Raw genomic sequence first — 17821 nt, 5'->3', positions numbered from 1 at the left:
TCACGTCCGCCGCCCGGAGCTGAGGTTCACGTAGTGACGATTCGTCGCGCAAGATCTGCGCCACGTCGACGGATTCCAGTTGCAGGGACAACCCCGAGGTCTCCGCCGCCGATAGTTCGGACAGGTCTGCCACCACTCGCCCCAGCCGAAGCGACTGGTCATGCAGGCGGGGAGGCCTTCGGGCGTGGGTGGCACCAGTGCGTCGCGTAGCTCCTCCAACCCGGCCTGCAGCGCTGCCAGTGGCGTGCGCAGTTCATGGGCCACGTCAGCCGTCAGATTGCGGCGATCCTGATCGGACCGGACCACCGCATCTGCCATACCGTTGAAGGCGACGGCCAGTTCGCCGAGCTCCCCGGGGCCCCGCCCTCTGACACGGGTCTGCCGTTCACCGGCCGTGAATGCTCGTGCCACATCCGTCATCGCGCGGATCGGCCGTACGAGAAGCCGTGTCACCAGCCAACTCGCGGCGAGCGCCACAAGGAGTGCGGCGGCAGCGGCCACGGCGATCCAGGACCATGCGATGTCGAGCACCCTGGTTCCGGAGGTAGCGCCGAAATTCATCCGGACCGTTCCGATCGACGTTCCGTCGACGACGATGGGCGTGGTGACAACGTTCTGGCTCGTGCCGGCAGCCGGCCCCGCGCCCTGCCCGTTCGGGTTTCCCCTGCCGTCACCACTGGACTGGAGCGTCGTGCCGCTGGCGTCCAGAACGGTGATACGGGCTGATGCCGCATCGCTGATCGCGATAGCCGGGCTCAGGTCGGCCTGCTCCCAGCCGCCTGCGTTTTGATTGGCGTCGGCGGCGGCAGCAGCAGCAGCGCCCGCGATCCGTTCACGGTCGTCCTGCTGTGCAACCTGCACGCCACGGTCCACACCGATCAATGCTGCCCCCGAGAGAACGACGACCGACGAGATTGCGACCAGCACGAAGGCAAGCAGGAGGCGTCGTCCAAGGGGCCCCAAGCCGGGACCGATAGATTTCATCGCTCATCATCCTGACGCAGCCCCAGCCGGTAGCCGACTCCGAGCACGGTCTCCACCACATCCGCCCCGTCGGCGCCGAGCTTGCGCCTGAGGTTCTTGATATGGGAGCCGATCGTGCGCTCGTAGCCGGCGTACTCGTAGCCGCGAACCCGGTTCACCAGTTCGTAGCGCGAGTACACCCGACCCGGGGCTGCTGCCACGGCGGCCAGGAGGCCCCACTCGGTGGGGGTCAGGTCGAGCAGCGTGCCGTCCAGCCACGCCTTGTGTGCGTTCTCGTCAATGCGGAGTCTCTTGTTGCCGTAGTTCACGGGGCCGGTCGCGGCGGGCAGTCCGCTGTAACGGTGGAGCACGGCCTGCACACGCAGCACGACCTCGGCGGGGCTGAAAGGTTTGGTCACGTAGTCGTCGGCGCCGAGCTCGAGGCCTTGAATGCGGTCTTCCGTGGTGCTGCGCGCGGTGAGAACGATGACCGGGAGGTTCCCCCTCCCATGGATCTCACCGCCGCTACATTCGGAGTCACCGCCCCCGATGTTCTCGCGGTCTACGAGCACCTTCTGGACGCTTCCCAGCGCCACCTCGTCGCGTTCGGCGGCTGACACACCGGCCGTCGCGATCTGGAACCCCCGAGGCCAGGTATCCACGATCTATGGGTCGGCGGCATCGACGCCACCGGGCCGAAGCTGGATTCTGAGGCGGGCACGCGCCTGGCTGACGAGTTGAGGCCGGGCCGACACCCGCGGCATGGGCTCAACCGCGAAACCTCACACACAGCCGGCAAGGTCAGCCCAGTACGGCCACGGCGTGGGGTGCGAGCACAATCGAATCGGCGTTGCTCCGCACCACCGGATGACCGTCGGTGGAGAAGGCGAGCAGCACCGAGCCGGGCGCCGCCGGGAGGGACTGCGCGTGGGACGCGAAGTTGACCACGATCTGGGTCTGACCGCGACGAAGTCGAAGCCAGGCATCCGTCTCGTCATATTCGACGGTGGTGCTCGCAAAACGCGGGTCGGTCACGTCGGCGTTCGACCGACGAAGGGCCGCGAGATCCTCATAGAACGTGAGCATGCGCGCATGCTGCGGCTGGTCAATCTCGGCCCAGTCGAGCTTGGACCGCTCGAAGGTGGCCGGGTCCTGTGGGTCTGGAACAACCGCAGGGTCCCAGCCCATGCGGGCGAATTCCGCGATCCGGCCCTTCGCTGTCGCCTCGCCCAGCTCGGGTTCGGGGTGGGACGTAAAGAACTGCCACGGCGTGCTCGCGCCCCATTCTTCGCCCATGAAGAGCATCGGCGTGTACGGGCCGAGCAGGGTGAGCGCGGCGGCAATGGCAAGCTGACCGGCATCGAGTTGCGCCGTGAGGCGGTCACCTATGGCGCGATTGCCGATCTGGTCATGATTCTGGGACGCGACGACGAGCCGCGATGTGGGCATGTGCTCGGTGTCGATGCGGCGACCGTGGTTGCGATCACGAAAGCTTGAGAAGGTGCCGTCGTGCATGAACCCTTGGGTGAGCACCTTCGCGAGGGCGCTGAGGGGTTCGAAATCAGCGTAGTAGCCCGTGGTCTCACGGGTCAGTGCCACGTGCACGGCGTGGTGGAAGTCGTCGCTCCACTGGGCATCGAGGCCATAGCCGTTCGCCTCGCGAGGCGTGATGAGGCGTGGGTCGTTGAGGTCGGACTCGGCGATCAGGGTGAGCGGTCGGCCCTCTGCTGCACTCAACACGGCGACCTCCACCGCGAGTTCCTCGAGCAGGTGAATGGCTCGGTCGTCACGCAGAGCATGCACGGCATCGATCCGAAGACCGTCAACGTGGTAGTCCCCGAGCCACATGAGCGCGTTGTCGATGATGTATCGGCGCACGGGCTCGGAATTGTGCCCGTCGAGGTTGAGCGAGTCACCCCAGGTGTTGCCCGCGGCGTCGCTCAGGTACGGACCGTACTGCGGCAGGTAGTTTCCGCTCGGGCCGAGGTGGTTGTACACGACGTCCTGGATCACCCCGATATTGACGAGATGGCAGGCGTCGACGAAACGCTGGTAGGCGGCCGGGCCGCCGTAGCCCTCGTGCACGGCATACCAGAGCACGCCGTCGTAGCCCCAGTTGTGCGTTCCGTTGAAGGCGTTGACCGGGAGAACCTCCACGAAGTCAACGCCGATCGACGTGAGGTGCGGCAGCCTGGCGATGGCCGCGTCGAGAGTTCCCTCCGGGGTGAAGGTGCCCACGTGCATTTCGTAGATCATGCTCCCGGCGAGCTGCCGACCGGTCCACGCGCCGTCCGCCCACACGTGCTGGTCGGTGTCGAACAGCTGCGAGAGCCCGTGCACCCCGTCTGGTTGACGGCGGGACCGTGGGTCCGCGAAGGGACCGCGCCCGTCGACACGAAAGCCGTAATCGACAGTGGCAGAGGCGCTCGCGCTGAGCCCGACCGCCGGACGCCACCAAGCATCGTCGCCGCGCCGCATTTCGTGCTCGGTCTGGCCAGCAGCGTCGCCCAGCACAAGATGCACGGTCGCAGCGGCCGGAGCCCATACGGCAAAACGGTCATCCATCATGAGTGAGTCCCTTCGGCCACGAGCAGAGCGACCGGGTAGTGGGCGAGCAGATCGGCCACACGAAGCACCCCTCCCGCGACGCGTTCTCCGGTGAGTACGTTCACGTACGGTCGCGTGCCGAGCACGATCGTCGTCTCACCCCAGCCGCCCGCGGCCTCCAGGGCCACGGGAAGCCGCGTGGCGACCGTGACCGCGCCACCACGATCGAAGGCGACCACGTGGTGCGCTCCGGCCCCCAGGGACGTGACGGGTGCGTAGCGGGTGAACAGCTCCCGTCGGTCACGGCGCAGGCGCAGGGCCCTCGTCGTGACCAGCAGTTTGGCGGCACCGGTCTCGTCAACGGGCGGGAGCCATCCGCTGTCGACGCGCGCGAGGTAGTCGCGGCGCAGGTCAAAGTCGACCACCCGGCGGTTGTCCGGGTCGACGAGCGAGGTCTCCCACAGCTCGCTGCCCTGGTACACGTCGGGAACCCCCGGTGCCGTGAGCTGCAGCAGCTTCGCGGAGAGTGAGTTGCTCCACCCGGGCGCGCGCACCCGCAGGGTGAACGCCGCAATCAGGGTGCGCAGCGCATCGTCTTCGTTGGTCGCCGTGACGAGACGCGACAGGGCCGTCTCGAAGGCCTCGTTGGGTGCGGTCCAGGTCGTGGAGGTGCCGGCCTCCCGCGCCGCCTTCTCGGCATACGCGCCGAGGCGCTCGGGCGACAGCGGCCAGGCTCCGACGATGGCCTGCCAGAGCAGGTTCTCGAAGGGAGCGTCGCCGAGGGGCGCAGCGGCCGTGAACTCGCCGAGGGCGTGTTCCCATTCGCTCGGGACCTCGGCGAGCACGTTGATGCGCGCGCGAACATCTTCGCCGCGTTTCGTGTCGTGGGTGGACAGTGTCGTCATCGACGCCGGAAGGGCCGCCTGGCGCAGCTGCTGCCGAGCATGGAATTCATCCCGGGTAATGGCGAACTCCCCCGGGTCGGCGCCGACCTCGTTGAGCGAGGTCAAGCGGCTGAATCGGTAGTACGACGTGTCTTCCACGCCCTTGGCCATCACCATGCCGGACGTCTGCTGAAACCGCACGGCAAACGGATGCTCGGGGTCGAGCAGAAGCGGCACCAGCCGGTCGAACTCGCTGCGAAGTTCAGGGCGCCGGTCGGCGGCTACCTGCGCCGCCGCGCGCACATACGCGGCACCGATGGGCACGTAGGAACGGTAGACCGGGAAGCAGGTGAGCAGTTCGGCGATCGCATCAGCGCTCACCTCGGCGGCGACCTCCGAAACGGTGGCCAGCCGGGTCAGCCGCAGCACCTCGGAGTGCAGCATCCCGTCGGCGATCACCCGCTTGTTGGCGAGCACGAGGTCGGTCCACGAGACCGCGTGGCCGTGCAGCCGGGCTTCCAGCGTGTCGAACGGTGCCTCTCCGTGGGGGTCGACGAGCACACGGTCGAAGTCGGCCAGGGCGTCGTAGCCCGAGGTTCCGGCGGTGGACCAGTTTGTCGGAAGCTGTTCCGGCCCCTCGAGAATCTTCTCAACGAGCACGTACGCGTCGTCCGTCGCCTCTCGCAGCCGGTCGAGGTATCCGCCCGGGTCGGCGAGGCCGTCGGGGTGGTCAACCCGCAGACCCTGCACGAGTCCCTCACGCACCCAGCGCACAACTTCTGCGTGCGACTCGTCAAACACCCACGGAACCTCAACGCGCAACCCGGCGAGGGTGTTCACCGCGAAGAAGCGCCGATAGTTCAGCTCGGAATCGGCCCGCCGCCAGTTCATGAGTTCGTAGTGCTGCCGGCCGTAGATGGTGGCAACGGATGCGCCGTCCTCGGCGCTGCCAGGGGCAAGGGGCAAACGGTTGTCCCAGTAGTGCAGCTCGTCCCCGACAATCCGGAGCTGGTCCAGCTCATCGGGCGCATCGCCGAGCACCGGGATCCGGATCTTGCCGTTGCCGATCTCCCAGTCCACGTCGAAGGCCTCGGCATAGCGTGAAGCCTCGCCGTTTCGCAGCAGGTCCCACCACCACAGGTTCTGGGCCGGGGTGGCCACGCCCATGTGGTTGGGCACGATGTCCACGAGCAGGCCGCGACCGGCTGCTGCGCTCGCGGCGGCGAGCCGGTCGAGGCCGGCCGCTCCCCCGCGCACCGGGTCGATTCGAGAATGATCGATCACGTCGTAACCGTGATCGGAGCCGGCCTCGGCCGCAAGCAGCGGAGACAGGTACAACCAGTCTGCGCCGAGGCGGGAGACATAGTCGAGAACCCCCACCGCAGCATCCAGGTCGAATGCTTCACGAATCTGCAAGCGATAGGTGGAGACCGGCACCCGCATCAGACAGCCCTGTGTAGGCGCGAGGCCGGTCCAGGGAGTGTGATCGTGCCGGTGAGTCCGGCCAGGGACGCCGCCACGGAGTGATCGGGAGCAGCGAGAGGCGCAGCGTAGGCCCGCAACACCACCATGGACCGGGACACGATCGTCTGGATCGCCCCTGCCGACCGCGGAAGCCGATCGGCGCCCTCACCCGCCGTGTCAACGACGATCTCCCACTCGGCCCCGTATTCCTCGTCGGGGAGGGTGAAGTCCACGTCTTCGGCACCGGCGTTGAAGCAGAGGATGAAGTTCACGTCGGTGATTTCGACCCCGCGAGAGTCGCGTTCTCGGATCCCGTCTCCGTTGAGGAATTTGGCGACGAAACGCGTGTCCGTCGCGTCCCAGTCCGCCGACTCCATCTCCTCGCCGTCGGCGGCTAGCCACACGATGTCGGGCAGGGGTTCGCCCTCCGCGCGTTTTCCGGAACTGCTGTCGAAGAAGCGACTGCGCCGAAACGTGGGGTGGTCTCGGCGCAGGCGCGAGATGGCGGCCGTGAATTCGATCAGCGGTTGGTCGGCATCGTCCCAGTGCAGCCAGGAGATCTCTGAGTCCTGGGCGTAGGTGTTGTTGTTGCCGTTCTGCGTGCGTCCGAGCTCGTCTCCGTGCAGCAGCATCGGCACGCCCTGTGAGAGCAGAAGCGTGGCGAGGTAGTTGCGGTGTTGCCTGGCTCGCAACGCGCGAATGGCGGGATCGCTCGTTGGCCCCTCCTCCCCGGAGTTCCACGAGCGGTTGTGGGATTCGCCGTCTTTGTTGTCTTCGCCGTTGGCCTCGTTGTGCTTTTCGTTATAGGAGACGAGGTCGGAAAGTGTGAAGCCGTCGTGGGCGGTGACGAAGTTCACCGACGCGACGGGGCGGCGCCCGGAGTGTTCGTACAGGTCGGACGAGCCGGCGATGCGGCTCCCAAAGTCGCCGAGGGTCGACGGCTCGCCGCGCCAGAAGTCCCGCACGGTATCGCGATATTTGCCGTTCCACTCCGACCACTGCGACGGGAAATTTCCCACCTGGTACCCGCCGGGACCCACGTCCCACGGTTCAGCGATGAGCTTCACCTGCGACACGATCGGATCCTGCTGTACCAGTTCGAAGAAGGTCGACAGTTTGTCGACGTCGTACAGGTCACGCGCCAGAGCCGAGGCGAGGTCGAAGCGAAAGCCGTCGACGTGCATTTCAATCGCCCAGTAGCGCAGCGAGTCCATGATGAGCTGCAGCACGTGCGGGTGGCGCACGTTGAGCGTGTTGCCGGTGCCGGTGTAGTCCATGTAGTAACGCTTGTCGTCATCCATGAGCCGGTAGTAGGCCTCATTGTCGATGCCCTTGAACGAGAGCGTCGGCCCGAGGTGGTTTCCCTCTGCGGTGTGGTTGTAGACCACGTCGAGAATGACCTCGATGCCGGCGGCGTGCAGGCTGCGCACCATGCCCTTGAACTCCTGCACCTGCTGCCCGAGATCGCCGGTGGAGGAATACGTGTTGTGCGGGGCGAAGAAGCCGATGGTGTTGTAGCCCCAGTAGTTGTTGAGGCCCTTCTCCATCAGGGTGCTGTCGTTCACGAACTGGTGCACCGGCATGAGCTCGACGGCGGTGACACCCAGCTTCTGCAGGTGGTCGATGACTGACGGATGCGCAAGGCCCGCGTAGGTGCCCCGCTGGGACTCCGGCACGGCCTCCTGCAACTGAGTGAGGCCCTTCACGTGCGCTTCATAGATGAGCGTCTCGCTGTAGGGCGTGCGCAGCGGACGGTCCCCCGCCCAGTCGAAGAACGGGTTCACGACCACACCGAGCATCATGTGCGGCGCCGAATCGGCGTCGTTACGCGAATCGGGCTCGCCGAAGTGGTACGAGAACAGCGACTCGTCCCAGTCGATGGCGCCGTACGTCGCCTTGGCGTAGGGGTCGAGCAGGAGCTTGTTGGGATTGGCGCGATTACCCGCGGTGGAGTCTCCGTCGCCGTACACCCGATATCCGTAGAGCTGGCCCGGCTGCACCAGGGGAAGATAGCAGTGCCAGATGAAGGCGGACGACTCGAGAATCTCAACGCGCGTCTCGACTCGGGTTTCTACGCCGTCGTCGTCAAAGAGGCACAGTTCAACGCGTGTGGCTGCCTCGCTGAACACTGCGAAGTTTGTGCCGCTGCCGTCAAAAGTTGCACCGAGCGGATAGGCGGTTCCGGGCCAGGTTTCCATGAGACTCCTCGAAATGGAGATCGAACACGGGGCACACGGGTGCCCCTTGATCACGGTAGCTCATGATTTGACGTACTTATCGCCGCGGCCAGGCGAAGTCGCCCGGCCACGTCGCCCGGCCACGTCGCCCGGCCACGTCGCCCAGATGGACGCTAATGCCGCGTGAGCGAGGCTACTGTGCGCCCTGGCTGTTGGTTTGGTCGCTCGCCGTACGGCGAGCCCTCCACCACGCCAATACCCGTGAGAGAACACGCTTGAGGAAGGCCGCCATCCGACGCGCGGAGGGGAACTCCGTTCCGAGTATTCCAATACCGAAGAACACAATCAGCCAGCCGGGGCCGGGCAGGGGAATCAACAGCACTCCGACACCTACGATGACCGTTCCCAGCAGGCCCACGACGAAACGATAGGTCCAGCGCACCCGTGGGTGGCGTTCCACCCACGCGCGGCAGCGGCGCAGGAAGACTCGCACCGGATGGCTGGGATCGCTTCCCGTCTCGATATCGCGGGTCAGCGTGTCTGTCATGTTCACAAGGTACGACCTGCGGCTGGGAAGTTGGCTAATAGCGCGCGAAACTATTCGACACCATCGACGTAGTACCAGACGCGGTCGACCCGTTCGAACCGGCTCGTCTCGTGCTGCGTGCCGCGTTCCTCGTCGCTGCGATAGTGAGCCGTGAATTCCACCAGCCCCTCTCGGTCGAAGGGGCCCCCGCCGCTCGTGCGATCAATGACGAGGCGTGTCCAGACCAGACTGGCGTCCAGTTCGAGGGATGCGGGCCTGGTGAGCGGATGCCAGGTCGCGAGGAGGTACGCCGCGTCACCTACAGCGAAGGCCGAGTAACGCGAACGCATGAGTTGTTCGGCCGTGGGGGCGAGCGCGTCGCCACGGTGGTACCGGTTGCAGCACTCCGGATAGCCCTGTCCGCTGAAGCACGGACACCGGTCGGTTGGCAAGAAGGAAGAGGTCACAACTCGAGTATCCATCCCGGAAGAAATACGCGGAAACGCACAGGGATTAAAAAAAGAAAACCCCGACCAGGTCGGGGTTTTCTTTGTTTTGGTGGATCCGAGGGGATTCGAACCCCTGACCCCCTGCATGCCATGCAGGTGCGCTACCAGGCTGCGCCACGGACCCGTTCTGTTGTTTCGGATTGCCCCGAAACAACTTGTTTAGACTACTGCATAAAACAGCAGATGCGAAACCGGGCTACTCGGATGCCTCGGCAGACTCGGAAATCTCGGTCGACTCGGCAGACTCGGCAGCGGGGACGGCAGCGGCAGCAGAGACGAGCTCGAGAGGAATGACCGGGCAGTCCTTCCACAGGCGTTCGAGTCCGTAGTACTCGCGCTCCTCATCGTGGAAGACGTGCACGACGAGGTCGCCGAAGTCAACGAGCACCCATCGTCCGGCGGCGCGGCCTTCGCGGCGAAGCGGCTTGTGTCCGGCTTCGATCAGCTGGTCTTCGATCTCACCCGCGATGGCGATCACGTTGCGCTCTGAACGCCCCGTGACGATCAGGAAGATGTCGGCAAGCGGAAGCGGGTTGGAAACGTCCAGCGCAATCAGGTTTTCACCGGCCTTCGACTCGGCAGCGGCGACGGCCACCTTGAGGAGTTCGCGAGAGTGGGCAGTTGCGGTCATTGAATAAATCCTTGAATTTGAGACGTCTTGATGTACAGAAATCGATGTGAACAGAAGTGGGCTAGAAAATTTGGAGGAGGTGGCCGACAAACAAGAGGGCGGACACGCTCACGGCGAGGGCGGTCGTCGAGACAACGAGAACTACGGGCAGTGTCACGCCACTCTTCTTGGGCGGTGTCATCACGTTTCGCGTGGACGCATGCGTACTGACGGCCCGGCTGGCACTGACCGGAGCGTTGTCGGCCTGGCCCACGTCGTCGAGTTGGTCGTTCATGTGGTCGACATCGGCCGAGTCGAAGTGATTCGGGTGCTGGCCGGTTTCACCGAGGCTCCTCGGCAGATCGAAGGAGCCCGTGATGAGGATCTCACCCGTATTGGAGAGCGGCCCGGAGGTCGTGCCATGGTTGGGAGTCGACGGCAGGATCAGCGCATTGGTCGTCGTGGGGATTCCACCAGCACCGAGTCCGAGGGACATGAGGTCATCGAGGGACTGCGGGCGCTGCGATTCGGGGGCCTCGTCGTCACCCTTGTCGATGGACCAGTGACCGACCGGGGGGTGCAGAGCGTTCGTGTCCGCCGCATCATCCGCGTCGGGACTCTCGTCGATGGCGTCAGGCGCGGCAGCTCCGGCAGCGCCCGGGTTGGACGAGACCGGGTTGGACGAGACCTGCCTGGACGAGTCGGCCGCGGGCTTGGTGGGCGCAGGCTTGGTGGACGCAGGCTTGGTGGGCTTGGACGCCGGCTCCGCCGGAACGATTTTGTCCTCGGCCGCCTCTGACTCAAACTCGAGCGCGTCCGCTGCCTCTGCGGCGTTGAGCGCCCGCAATTCGCGGCGGGTGAGCGTGCGTCCTGTGGTGTCCGGTGACAGCTTCGGTGCAGCGGATCCCGCCCCCGATCCGCTCGAACGCGGCGCGAACGAGGTCATGGGAGGGTCGACGTCCGGCCGAATGGCAGCAGGCCGAGGGGAATCCGGAGTCACGGGGGCGTTGGGAGTCGTCGCGTCAGGGACGGTGTCGTCAGCGACCGCGGTTGCGCCCTGGGCTGACTTCGCGGCACTCCCGCGGCGTTTCTGGCCGGGGCGCGGTTTACGGCCGGTCGTTGTCTCTGGCGCGGTGGTCGCATCGACCTGGGCGGACTCGGCCTGGGCGGACTCGGCCTGGGCGGACTCGACGTGCAGGTCTTCTGAATCCGTGGGCGACTGTTCGGCGTCGGGTTGTTCGGCGTCGGGTTGTTCGGCACCGGGTTGTTCGGCACCGGGTTGTTCGGCACCGGGTTGTTCGGCACCGGACTGCTGCTCAAGGGCCGAGGCCGCTTCGCGGGCTTGCCGTCGGGTCAGTGGCGGTTGGCTGTTGCCCAACGTCATACCACACTCCGATACAGATGGTGCTTTGAGATGTACTGGACGACCCCATCGGGGACGAGATACCAGACCGGGAAGCCCCGATTCACCCGTGCCCGGCAGTCAGTGGACGAAATGGCCAGAGCCGGAACCTCCAACAAGCTTACGTCCTGGTTCGGCAAACCCGAAACACTCAACTCATGTCCCGGACGACTCACAGCCACGAAGTGCGCCAGTTCCCACAATTCCCGCACGTCTTTCCAACCGAGGATCTGGCTGATGGCGTCCGCCCCGGTGATGAAGAACAGCTCGGCGTCGGGCCGTTCGTCATGCAGGTCACGCAGGGTGTCGATGGTGTAGGTGGGACCGTCACGGTTGATGTCGACCCGACTCACCGTGAATTGAGGGTTCGACGCCGTGGCGATCACGGTCATGAGGTACCGATGCTCGCTTGGGGTCACACCGGATTTCTGCCACGGCTCGCCGGTGGGCACAAAGATGACCTCGTCGAGGTCGAAACTCCGTGCCACTTCGCTCGCGGCCACAAGGTGCCCGTGATGAATCGGATCGAAGGTGCCGCCCATAACGCCAATACGCGGACGACGTTCGGTCCCGGGACTACTCACGCGGTGCCGATTCGGCTAATGACCGCTGTGCCCGGTGTCGCCGCCATGTGCGGCCGCGAAGGCAGCAGCCTTCGCGCTGTGCCGGTTGGCCACGTCGCGGAAGCTCCAGAGCACAATGCCCAGGGCCAGGAGGAGCACGAAGGCCACGGTCGGGTACGCCCAGAGGGGCAGGGGCAGGGGCACGGCAGCGTGCTCAACCTCGGCTTCGGCCGCCACGGCGGTCAGCAGAAGGGGATTAGTAAGCACAGCGGTCACAAACGACATGGGTTCTCCATTTCACACACAAAAGTAGGGCTTGCGCCACCGGGATTAGTCTAGTGCGGGCTAGGCGCGCACCTGTCCTGATCCGCGCAGGATCCACTTGGTACTTGTGAGCTCGGGGAGGCCCATGGGCCCGCGCGCGTGGAGTTTCTGCGTGGAAATTCCCACCTCGGCGCCAAAACCGAATTCGGCGCCATCGGTGAACCGCGTCGACGCGTTCACCACAACGGATGCCGAATCCACCTCGTTGAGGAACCTTTCGGCATTGCCCAGGTCGTTCGTGATGATGGATTCGGTGTGTCCGGTGGAGTACTGGCGAATGTGCGTGATCGCCTCGTCGAGGGAATCAACGATGGCAACCGACACATCGAGGCTCATGTACTCGGTGCTCCAGTCCTCATCGGTGGCCGCGATGGCCGTCGGGTAGAGGGCTCGCACGCGAGCGTCGGCGTGAATGGTGACGCCCGCTTCGGTGAGCTTGTCGAGCACGCCGGGAAGCACTCGAGCGGCCGCTGAACGGTGCACGAGCAGTGTCTCCAGGGCGTTGCACACGCTCGGGCGTTGCACCTTGGAGTTGTGCACGATGTCGATCGCCCACTGCTCGTTGGCGCTCTCGTCGAGGAAGATGTGCACGACGCCCGAACCGGTCTCGATTACGGGCACGTTGGCTTCGGTGACGACGGTGCGAATGAGGCTGGCGCTTCCGCGGGGAATGAGCACGTCCACGTGGCCGCGGGCCTTCATGAGCTCGGTGGCACCGGCGCGACCAAACGGGTCGATGGTCTGCACTGCTGCTCTGGGCAGTCCGACGGATTCGATGGCGTCCTGCACCAGGGCCACGAGAACGCGGTTGGTGTTCTCGGCGGCAGAGCCACCGCGAAGCACGACGGCGTTGCCGCTCTTCAGCGCGAGTGCCGCGAGGTCGACCGTCACATTGGGGCGGGCCTCATAGATGACGCCGATCACGCCGAAGGGCACACGCACCTGGCTGAGCTTGATGGCGTTGGGCATGGTGCTGCCGCGCACCACCTCTCCGACCGGGTCGGTCAGGAGGGCGATCTGCATAACGGCGTCAGCGAGGGCGGCCACGCGGGCCTCGTCGAGAGCGAGGCGGTCAAGCAGTCCGACGGTGAGGCCGTTCTTCTCGCCGGCGGCCAGGTCGGCACGGTTCGCGGTGAGGATGGTGTCGACGCTCCCCCGGAGCCGATCCGCAATCGCGCCAAGCGCGGCGTTCTTCAGCGCGGTCGGGGCCGAGGCGAGGTCAATGGACGCCCTACGGGCGTCTTCGAGAGTGGGCGTGAGCTGGACATCGGGAAGTACAGGCTGCAACATTCCCCTAGTTTACCAAAGACGGCGATCCGGCGGTGCCGCGGGGTTCGAACCACGTGCCGACACGATCTCCACGCAGGGCTTCCGCGGCCAGCGTCGTGGCTGTGACGAGCACGCCCGTTCCGCCCGCCGCCGCAAGGCGAGCCGCCATCACCTTGGTGCTCGCTCCCCCGGTACCCACGCTGTTGACGGACGTTGAGCCGAATTCCATGCCGGGCAACAGATCACCGTGTGCCACGAACGAGATGGGCTCGGCACCCGGACGCTCCGGCGGCTTCGTGTAGAGCGCGTCCACGTCGCTCAGCAGAAGCAGCAGGTCGGCGCCGCACAGCGTCGCCACGAGCGCGGCGAGCCGGTCGTTGTCGCCAAAGCGAATTTCGTGGGTCGCCACCGTGTCGTTCTCATTCACGATCGGCAGGATCCGCAAGCCCAGGAGACGGTCCATCGCCCGCTGGGCGTTGCTGCGTGGCGTGGCGTTCTCGAGGTCGCCGGCGGTCAGCAGCACCTGGCCGGCCACAATGTCGTAGCGGTCGAGACTGGCCTGGTAGCGGGAGATGAGCAGGCTCTGACCCACGGAGGCAGCGGCTTGCTGCGTGGCCAGGTCGCTCGGGTGATCGCTCAACCGAAGGTAGGGCATCCCCGTTGCAATGGCCCCGGACGACACGAGAACGACTTCGGTGCCGCGTGCATGTGCTCCGGCGAGGGCTTCAACGAGCGGGCCGATCTGGTCGGCACTCTCACCGCTGATCGACGATGACCCCACCTTAACGACAATTCGGGCAGCGGATGCGATCTGGTCGCGAGACAGCGGATTCACGGCAGTTAGGCCCTCCCCGGCGCCCGAACACGTCATTTGGACAGCCTCGGGAAGCTTACAACGGAAGCGCCCACCCGAGGACTCGGGAAGGCGCTTCAGGGCGTTGCGGAAGTGCTTAGAGCAGTGCTCGCTCTGCTTCGCCCTCAACGGGCTCAAACCAGGTTCCCACTTGCTCGCCACGCAGTGCCGCGGTGGCCAGCTCCGTCGACGTCACGAGAACGGCGGTGCCGGCGTTGGTCGCCAGACGGGCGGCCACTACCTTTGTGCTTGCTCCACCGGTACCGACGCCGGTGGCTCCGCTGGAGGAGAACTCGAAATCGGTGAGCGGGTCATCCGCCGCAATCACCTCGAGCTTCTCGGCACCCGGGAGGTGCGGCGGCTTCGTGTAGAGGGCGTCCACGTCGCTGAGCATGATCAGCAGGTCGGCGCTGATGAGCGTGGCCACCAGGGCCGCGAGGCGGTCGTTGCTGCCAAAGCGCAGTCCGTAGACCGCAACTGTGTCGTTCTCGTTGACGACGGGAAGAATCCGCAGGTCGAGCAGACGGTTCAGCGCCCGGCGGGTGTTGCTGCGATGCGGCTCGTTGAGCAGGTCGCCTTCCGTCAGCAGCACCGTGCCGGCGGCGATTTCATACCGGTCGAGGCTTTCTTGATAGCGAAAGATCAACACATTCTGGCCAACAGATGCCGCGGCCTGCTGGGTCGCAACGTCAACGGGACGCTCGTCGAGCTGCAGGAACGGCATTCCCGTTGCCACCGCTCCGGAGGAGATGAGAACTACCTCGGTACCTCGTCCGTAGGCCTCTGCCAGGGCGTCCACGAGTGGAGTGATCTGTTCGGAATTCTCACCGCTGATCGATGATGATCCAACCTTGACCACAATTCTCTTTGCGGATGCGACCTGGTCGCGCTTTAAGCCAATCACTGCTAATCCTCTTTCGTTGAGCCGTCGTCTTCTGAATTCTTGCCGCTTGCGCGTACATCTTCGTTTTGTTCTTCTTCATCGGTCCGCCACATGCCGGCTTCGCGCTCGCGAATCATCTCTGCGCGAGCGGAGGCCTTGGCATCCATGCGACCGAAGTATTCTTCACGACGCTCGTTGCTCGTGCGTCGCTTGGAATCGTCGAGACGCGTATCGGTACCGCGCGGGGCGGTGATGAGCTCGGCGGTCGAGGTGAGCGTGGGCTCCCAGTCGAACACCACTCCGTGGCCAGGGCCAATGATGACCGTCGAGCCGGCAATGGCGCCGGCCTTGTACAGTTCGTTCTCCACGCCGAGCTTCGCGAGACGATCAGCCAGGAAGCCAATGGCCTCCTCGTTGGTGAAGTCGGTCTGCTGGATCCAACGTTCCGGCTTGGCGCCGAGAATGCGGTAGATGTTGCCGAAGGATCCGCCCTCGACCCGCACCGAGAAGCCACCGTCATCGACGGCCTTCGGGCGCATGACGATGCGCGGCTTCCTGGCTTCGGCAGCAGCAGTCTCTACCCGGCCCTGCTCGACGATTTCGGCCAGGGCATAGCTGAGCTGGCGCAGGCCCTCGTGGGTGACGGTGGAGATCTCGAACACGCGATAGCCGCGCGTTTCGAGGTCCGCCTTCACGAATCCGGCGAGTTCGCGGCCCTCGGGCACGTCGATCTTGTTGAGGGCGACGAGCTGGGTGCGCTCCAGGAGCGGCTTCTGCCCTTCCGGGACCGGGTAAGCGGCGAGCTCACCGAGAATCACGTCGAGGTCGCTCAGCGGGTCGCGCCCCGGCTCCAGCGTGGCGCAGTCGAGCACATGCAGGAGCGCGGTGCAGCGTTCCACGTGACGCAGGAACTCCAGGCCGAGGCCCTTGCCTTCACTTGCGCCCTCGATCAGGCCGGGGACATCCGCCATCGTGTAGCGGGAATCACCGGACTCGACGACGCCGAGGTTGGGGTGCAGGGTCGTGAAGGGGTACTCGGCGATCTTGGGCTTGGCAGCCGACATGGCCGCGATCAGGCTCGACTTCCCCGCGGACGGGTAGCCCACGAGAGCCACATCCGCCAGCGTCTTGAGTTCGAGGTAGACGCTTCCCTCGAAGCCGAGGGTGCCGAGCAGGGCGAAGCCGGGGGCTTTGCGCTTGGTTGAGGCGAGCGCGGCGTTGCCGAGACCCCCCTGGCCGCCGGGGCCGACAACGAGGCGCAGGCCCGGCTCGTTCATGTCGAGGATCATGTTGCCCTCCGCGTCCTTGACAACGGTGCCGATCGGAACCATAAGTTCGCGAATCTCGCCGTTGTGGCCGTTGCGGTGGTCGCCCATGCCGGGTCCGCCGTTGTCGGAGCTGCGGTGGGGCGAACGGTGGTAACCCAGAAGCGTTGTCGTACCAGGGTCTGCGACGAGAACGAGATCTCCGCCACTGCCGCCGTTACCGCCGTCGGGGCCGGCAAGCGGCTTGAACTTCTCGCGCTTTACAGAGACACAGCCGCTTCCTCCGTTACCCGCTCGCAAATGCAGCGTGACGTGGTCAACGAATGTGGCCATGAAGTGCCCCTCTCAGGCGAAAATTTGGGTCTAAATACACGTAAGGGCGGACCGAGGCCCGCCCTTACGTTCAAAGCTGGATGCCTACTCGGCAGCCGCCAGGATGTTGACGACCTTGCGGCCACCCTTGGCTCCGAAATGAACCGAGCCAGCTTCGAGAGCGAAGAGCGTGTCGTCTCCACCGCGACCGACGTTGATGCCGGGGTGGAAGTGGGTGCCGCGCTGACGAACGATGATCTCGCCCGCTCCGACAACCTGTCCGCCGAAGCGCTTCACGCCGAGGCGCTGAGCATTGGAGTCGCGACCGTTGCGAGTGGAACTCGCACCTTTTTTGTGTGCCATCTGTTCTTCTCCTGGCCTTAGACGATGCCGGTAACCTGAACGCGAGTGAGCTCCTGACGGTGCCCCTGACGCTTCTTGTACCCGGTCTTGTTCTTGAACTTCTGGATGACGATCTTCGGGCCGCGGAGGTTGTTGAGAACCTCGGCGGTCACCTTGACCTTGGCCAGCGACGCACCGTCAGAGGTGATCTTGTCGCCGTCGACGAGAAGCACGGCGGCCAGCTCGACGTTGCCGTCCTTGTCAGCCTTGATTCGGTCCATCGTGACGATGGTACCGACCTCTACCTTCTCCTGCCGCCCTCCGGCGCGCACAACTGCGTAAACCACTTTACGTACCAATCTCTGGGAGGCCCGAAGGCCCCGGTTCCTAATTACCGGAAAGGGCAATTACTGGAAAAATACTGCCTGAAAAGCTCAGGCTTGGAAATTTGCTGGCATGAATAAGCCTAATTGGCTCTTCTCAGACAGAAAATCTTGATGATCGCGCTAAAAATTCATCGCACACCAAGGGATGACTTTACCTGATCCATCACCCGCGGTCAAACTGCGGCCCCGGCGAGTCGTTCAGGAACGACTCGTAAACTTGCACCATGGCCGTACTTATAGACCACCCTAGCTGGCCCGCGCATGGAACGGTGTGGTCTCACCTCGTCAGCAACGTGTCCCTCGACGAATTGCACGCCTTCACGGCGGCTCAGAACGTTCCTCCCCGGGCCTTCGACCTCGACCACTACGACGTGCCAGCGGCCAGCTACGAGGCCCTGGTGGCCGCAGGTGCGCAGCCGGTGACCTATAGGGAGCTGGTGACGCAGCTGCGCGCCAGCGGCCTGCGCGTGACGATGCGCGAGCGCCGCGGCCTCTGATCGTCAACGCTCCCACGCGTGTGGTCGCCGGCGCTCATGCCAACG

18 protein-coding genes and 1 tRNA gene are annotated in these 17821 nt (G+C 65.1%); 1 reads left to right on the top strand and 18 read right to left on the bottom strand.

The genetic code is table 11. The annotated features are described in order from the left end of the window. The 18 genes from EDD25_RS15385 to rplU form a co-directional block, all read right to left on the bottom strand. Positions 1-984: a HAMP domain-containing protein gene (locus EDD25_RS15385; RefSeq protein ID WP_134174516.1), complete on the bottom strand. Its 984-nt coding sequence runs from the start codon at positions 982-984 to the stop codon at positions 1-3. Continuing rightward, positions 981-1625: a winged helix-turn-helix domain-containing protein gene (locus tag EDD25_RS15380; protein ID WP_198418864.1), complete on the bottom strand. Its 645-nt coding sequence runs from the start codon at positions 1623-1625 to the stop codon at positions 981-983. Before EDD25_RS15380 ends, EDD25_RS15385 begins: the two co-directional genes overlap by 4 nt. A gap of 139 nt (positions 1626-1764) precedes the next feature. Then, a complete protein-coding gene (treZ, locus tag EDD25_RS15375) occupies positions 1765-3531 on the bottom strand; it encodes a malto-oligosyltrehalose trehalohydrolase (RefSeq protein WP_134174514.1) in 1767 nt (588 codons plus the stop codon). Continuing rightward, positions 3528-5837 carry a malto-oligosyltrehalose synthase gene (gene treY / locus EDD25_RS15370; RefSeq protein WP_134174512.1) on the bottom strand — a complete coding sequence of 770 codons (2310 nt, stop codon included), beginning with the start codon at positions 5835-5837 and terminating at the stop codon, positions 3528-3530. The genes treZ and treY overlap by 4 nt, the downstream gene beginning before the upstream one ends. Next, positions 5837-8056: a glycogen debranching protein GlgX gene (glgX, locus tag EDD25_RS15365; protein ID WP_134174510.1), complete on the bottom strand. Its 2220-nt coding sequence runs from the start codon at positions 8054-8056 to the stop codon at positions 5837-5839. Before glgX ends, treY begins: the two co-directional genes overlap by 1 nt. 172 nt (positions 8057-8228) lie before the next feature. Next, on the bottom strand, positions 8229-8582 hold the full coding sequence (locus tag EDD25_RS15360) for a TIGR02611 family protein (protein WP_134174508.1): 354 nt from the start codon (positions 8580-8582) through the stop codon (positions 8229-8231). Positions 8583-8632: 50 nt separating this feature from the next. Then, positions 8633-9028, bottom strand: coding sequence for a YchJ family protein (locus tag EDD25_RS15355; RefSeq protein WP_134174506.1), 396 nt, complete (start codon positions 9026-9028; stop codon positions 8633-8635). An 89-nt stretch (positions 9029-9117) separates the two neighbouring features. Further along, a tRNA-Ala gene (locus tag EDD25_RS15350) sits at positions 9118-9194 on the bottom strand. A 72-nt stretch (positions 9195-9266) separates the two neighbouring features. After that, a complete protein-coding gene (rsfS, locus tag EDD25_RS15345) occupies positions 9267-9701 on the bottom strand; it encodes a ribosome silencing factor (RefSeq protein ID WP_134174504.1) in 435 nt (144 codons plus the stop codon). Positions 9702-9762: 61 nt separating this feature from the next. Beyond that, on the bottom strand, positions 9763-11064 hold the full coding sequence (locus EDD25_RS17640; RefSeq protein WP_166671322.1) for a hypothetical protein: 1302 nt from the start codon (positions 11062-11064) through the stop codon (positions 9763-9765). Continuing rightward, positions 11061-11666 (bottom strand): nicotinate-nucleotide adenylyltransferase, encoded by a 606-nt coding sequence (gene nadD, locus EDD25_RS15335; protein WP_134174502.1) that lies wholly within the window; start codon positions 11664-11666, stop codon positions 11061-11063. The genes EDD25_RS17640 and nadD overlap by 4 nt, the downstream gene beginning before the upstream one ends. Before the next feature lie 15 nt (positions 11667-11681). Next, positions 11682-11930 (bottom strand): hypothetical protein, encoded by a 249-nt coding sequence (locus EDD25_RS15330; RefSeq protein ID WP_134174500.1) that lies wholly within the window; start codon positions 11928-11930, stop codon positions 11682-11684. Positions 11931-11990: 60 nt separating this feature from the next. Then, entirely contained in the window at positions 11991-13259 is a 1269-nt protein-coding gene (locus tag EDD25_RS15325) for a glutamate-5-semialdehyde dehydrogenase (RefSeq protein ID WP_134174498.1), read from the bottom strand. Between the two features lie 4 nt (positions 13260-13263). Beyond that, positions 13264-14109 (bottom strand): glutamate 5-kinase, encoded by an 846-nt coding sequence (proB, locus tag EDD25_RS15320; RefSeq protein WP_422386778.1) that lies wholly within the window; start codon positions 14107-14109, stop codon positions 13264-13266. A 79-nt stretch (positions 14110-14188) separates the two neighbouring features. Then, a complete protein-coding gene (proB, locus tag EDD25_RS15315; RefSeq protein WP_134174496.1) occupies positions 14189-14995 on the bottom strand; it encodes a glutamate 5-kinase in 807 nt (268 codons plus the stop codon). A 2-nt stretch (positions 14996-14997) separates the two neighbouring features. After that, the gene (gene obgE, locus EDD25_RS15310; protein WP_134174494.1) at positions 14998-16572 is read right to left on the bottom strand and encodes a GTPase ObgE; all 1575 of its coding nucleotides are present in this window, start codon (positions 16570-16572) and stop codon (positions 14998-15000) included. A gap of 84 nt (positions 16573-16656) precedes the next feature. Continuing rightward, positions 16657-16914 (bottom strand): 50S ribosomal protein L27, encoded by a 258-nt coding sequence (gene rpmA, locus EDD25_RS15305; protein WP_134174492.1) that lies wholly within the window; start codon positions 16912-16914, stop codon positions 16657-16659. Between the two features lie 17 nt (positions 16915-16931). Further along, on the bottom strand, positions 16932-17240 hold the full coding sequence (gene rplU / locus EDD25_RS15300; protein WP_134174490.1) for a 50S ribosomal protein L21: 309 nt from the start codon (positions 17238-17240) through the stop codon (positions 16932-16934). A 263-nt stretch (positions 17241-17503) separates the two neighbouring features. On the opposite strand from rplU, the gene EDD25_RS15295 reads away from it, so the two are divergent. Further along, entirely contained in the window at positions 17504-17776 is a 273-nt protein-coding gene (locus EDD25_RS15295; protein ID WP_134174488.1) for a DUF4031 domain-containing protein, read from the top strand. The last annotated feature ends 45 nt before the right edge of the window (positions 17777-17821 follow it).

Source organism: Cryobacterium psychrophilum, assembly GCF_004365915.1.
In the GTDB taxonomy this organism is placed as follows: domain Bacteria; phylum Actinomycetota; class Actinomycetes; order Actinomycetales; family Microbacteriaceae; genus Cryobacterium; species Cryobacterium psychrophilum.
The sequence above is the reverse complement of the archived record's forward strand: the minus strand, read 5'-3'. Positions and strand labels throughout refer to the sequence as shown.

What these genes read in the sequence shown, in the direction of transcription:
- EDD25_RS15295 (WP_134174488.1), top strand. Translation starts at nt 17,504, where the DNA reads ATGGCCGTACTTATAGACCACCCTAGCTGGCCCGCGCATGGAACGGTG.
- obgE (WP_134174494.1), bottom strand. Translation starts at nt 16,572, where the DNA reads ATGGCCACATTCGTTGACCACGTCACGCTGCATTTGCGAGCGGGTAAC.
- EDD25_RS15325 (WP_134174498.1), bottom strand. Translation starts at nt 13,259, where the DNA reads ATGTTGCAGCCTGTACTTCCCGATGTCCAGCTCACGCCCACTCTCGAA.
- treZ (WP_134174514.1), bottom strand. Translation starts at nt 3,531, where the DNA reads ATGATGGATGACCGTTTTGCCGTATGGGCTCCGGCCGCTGCGACCGTG.
- proB (WP_422386778.1), bottom strand. Translation starts at nt 14,109, where the DNA reads ATGACGTGTTCGGGCGCCGGGGAGGGCCTAACTGCCGTGAATCCGCTG.
- glgX (WP_134174510.1), bottom strand. Translation starts at nt 8,056, where the DNA reads ATGGAAACCTGGCCCGGAACCGCCTATCCGCTCGGTGCAACTTTTGAC.
- EDD25_RS15385 (WP_134174516.1), bottom strand. Translation starts at nt 984, where the DNA reads ATGAAATCTATCGGTCCCGGCTTGGGGCCCCTTGGACGACGCCTCCTG.
- EDD25_RS17640 (WP_166671322.1), bottom strand. Translation starts at nt 11,064, where the DNA reads ATGACGTTGGGCAACAGCCAACCGCCACTGACCCGACGGCAAGCCCGC.
- EDD25_RS15360 (WP_134174508.1), bottom strand. Translation starts at nt 8,582, where the DNA reads ATGACAGACACGCTGACCCGCGATATCGAGACGGGAAGCGATCCCAGC.
- treY (WP_134174512.1), bottom strand. Translation starts at nt 5,837, where the DNA reads ATGCGGGTGCCGGTCTCCACCTATCGCTTGCAGATTCGTGAAGCATTC.
- rsfS (WP_134174504.1), bottom strand. Translation starts at nt 9,701, where the DNA reads ATGACCGCAACTGCCCACTCTCGCGAACTCCTCAAGGTGGCCGTCGCC.
- rpmA (WP_134174492.1), bottom strand. Translation starts at nt 16,914, where the DNA reads ATGGCACACAAAAAAGGTGCGAGTTCCACTCGCAACGGTCGCGACTCC.
- EDD25_RS15330 (WP_134174500.1), bottom strand. Translation starts at nt 11,930, where the DNA reads ATGTCGTTTGTGACCGCTGTGCTTACTAATCCCCTTCTGCTGACCGCC.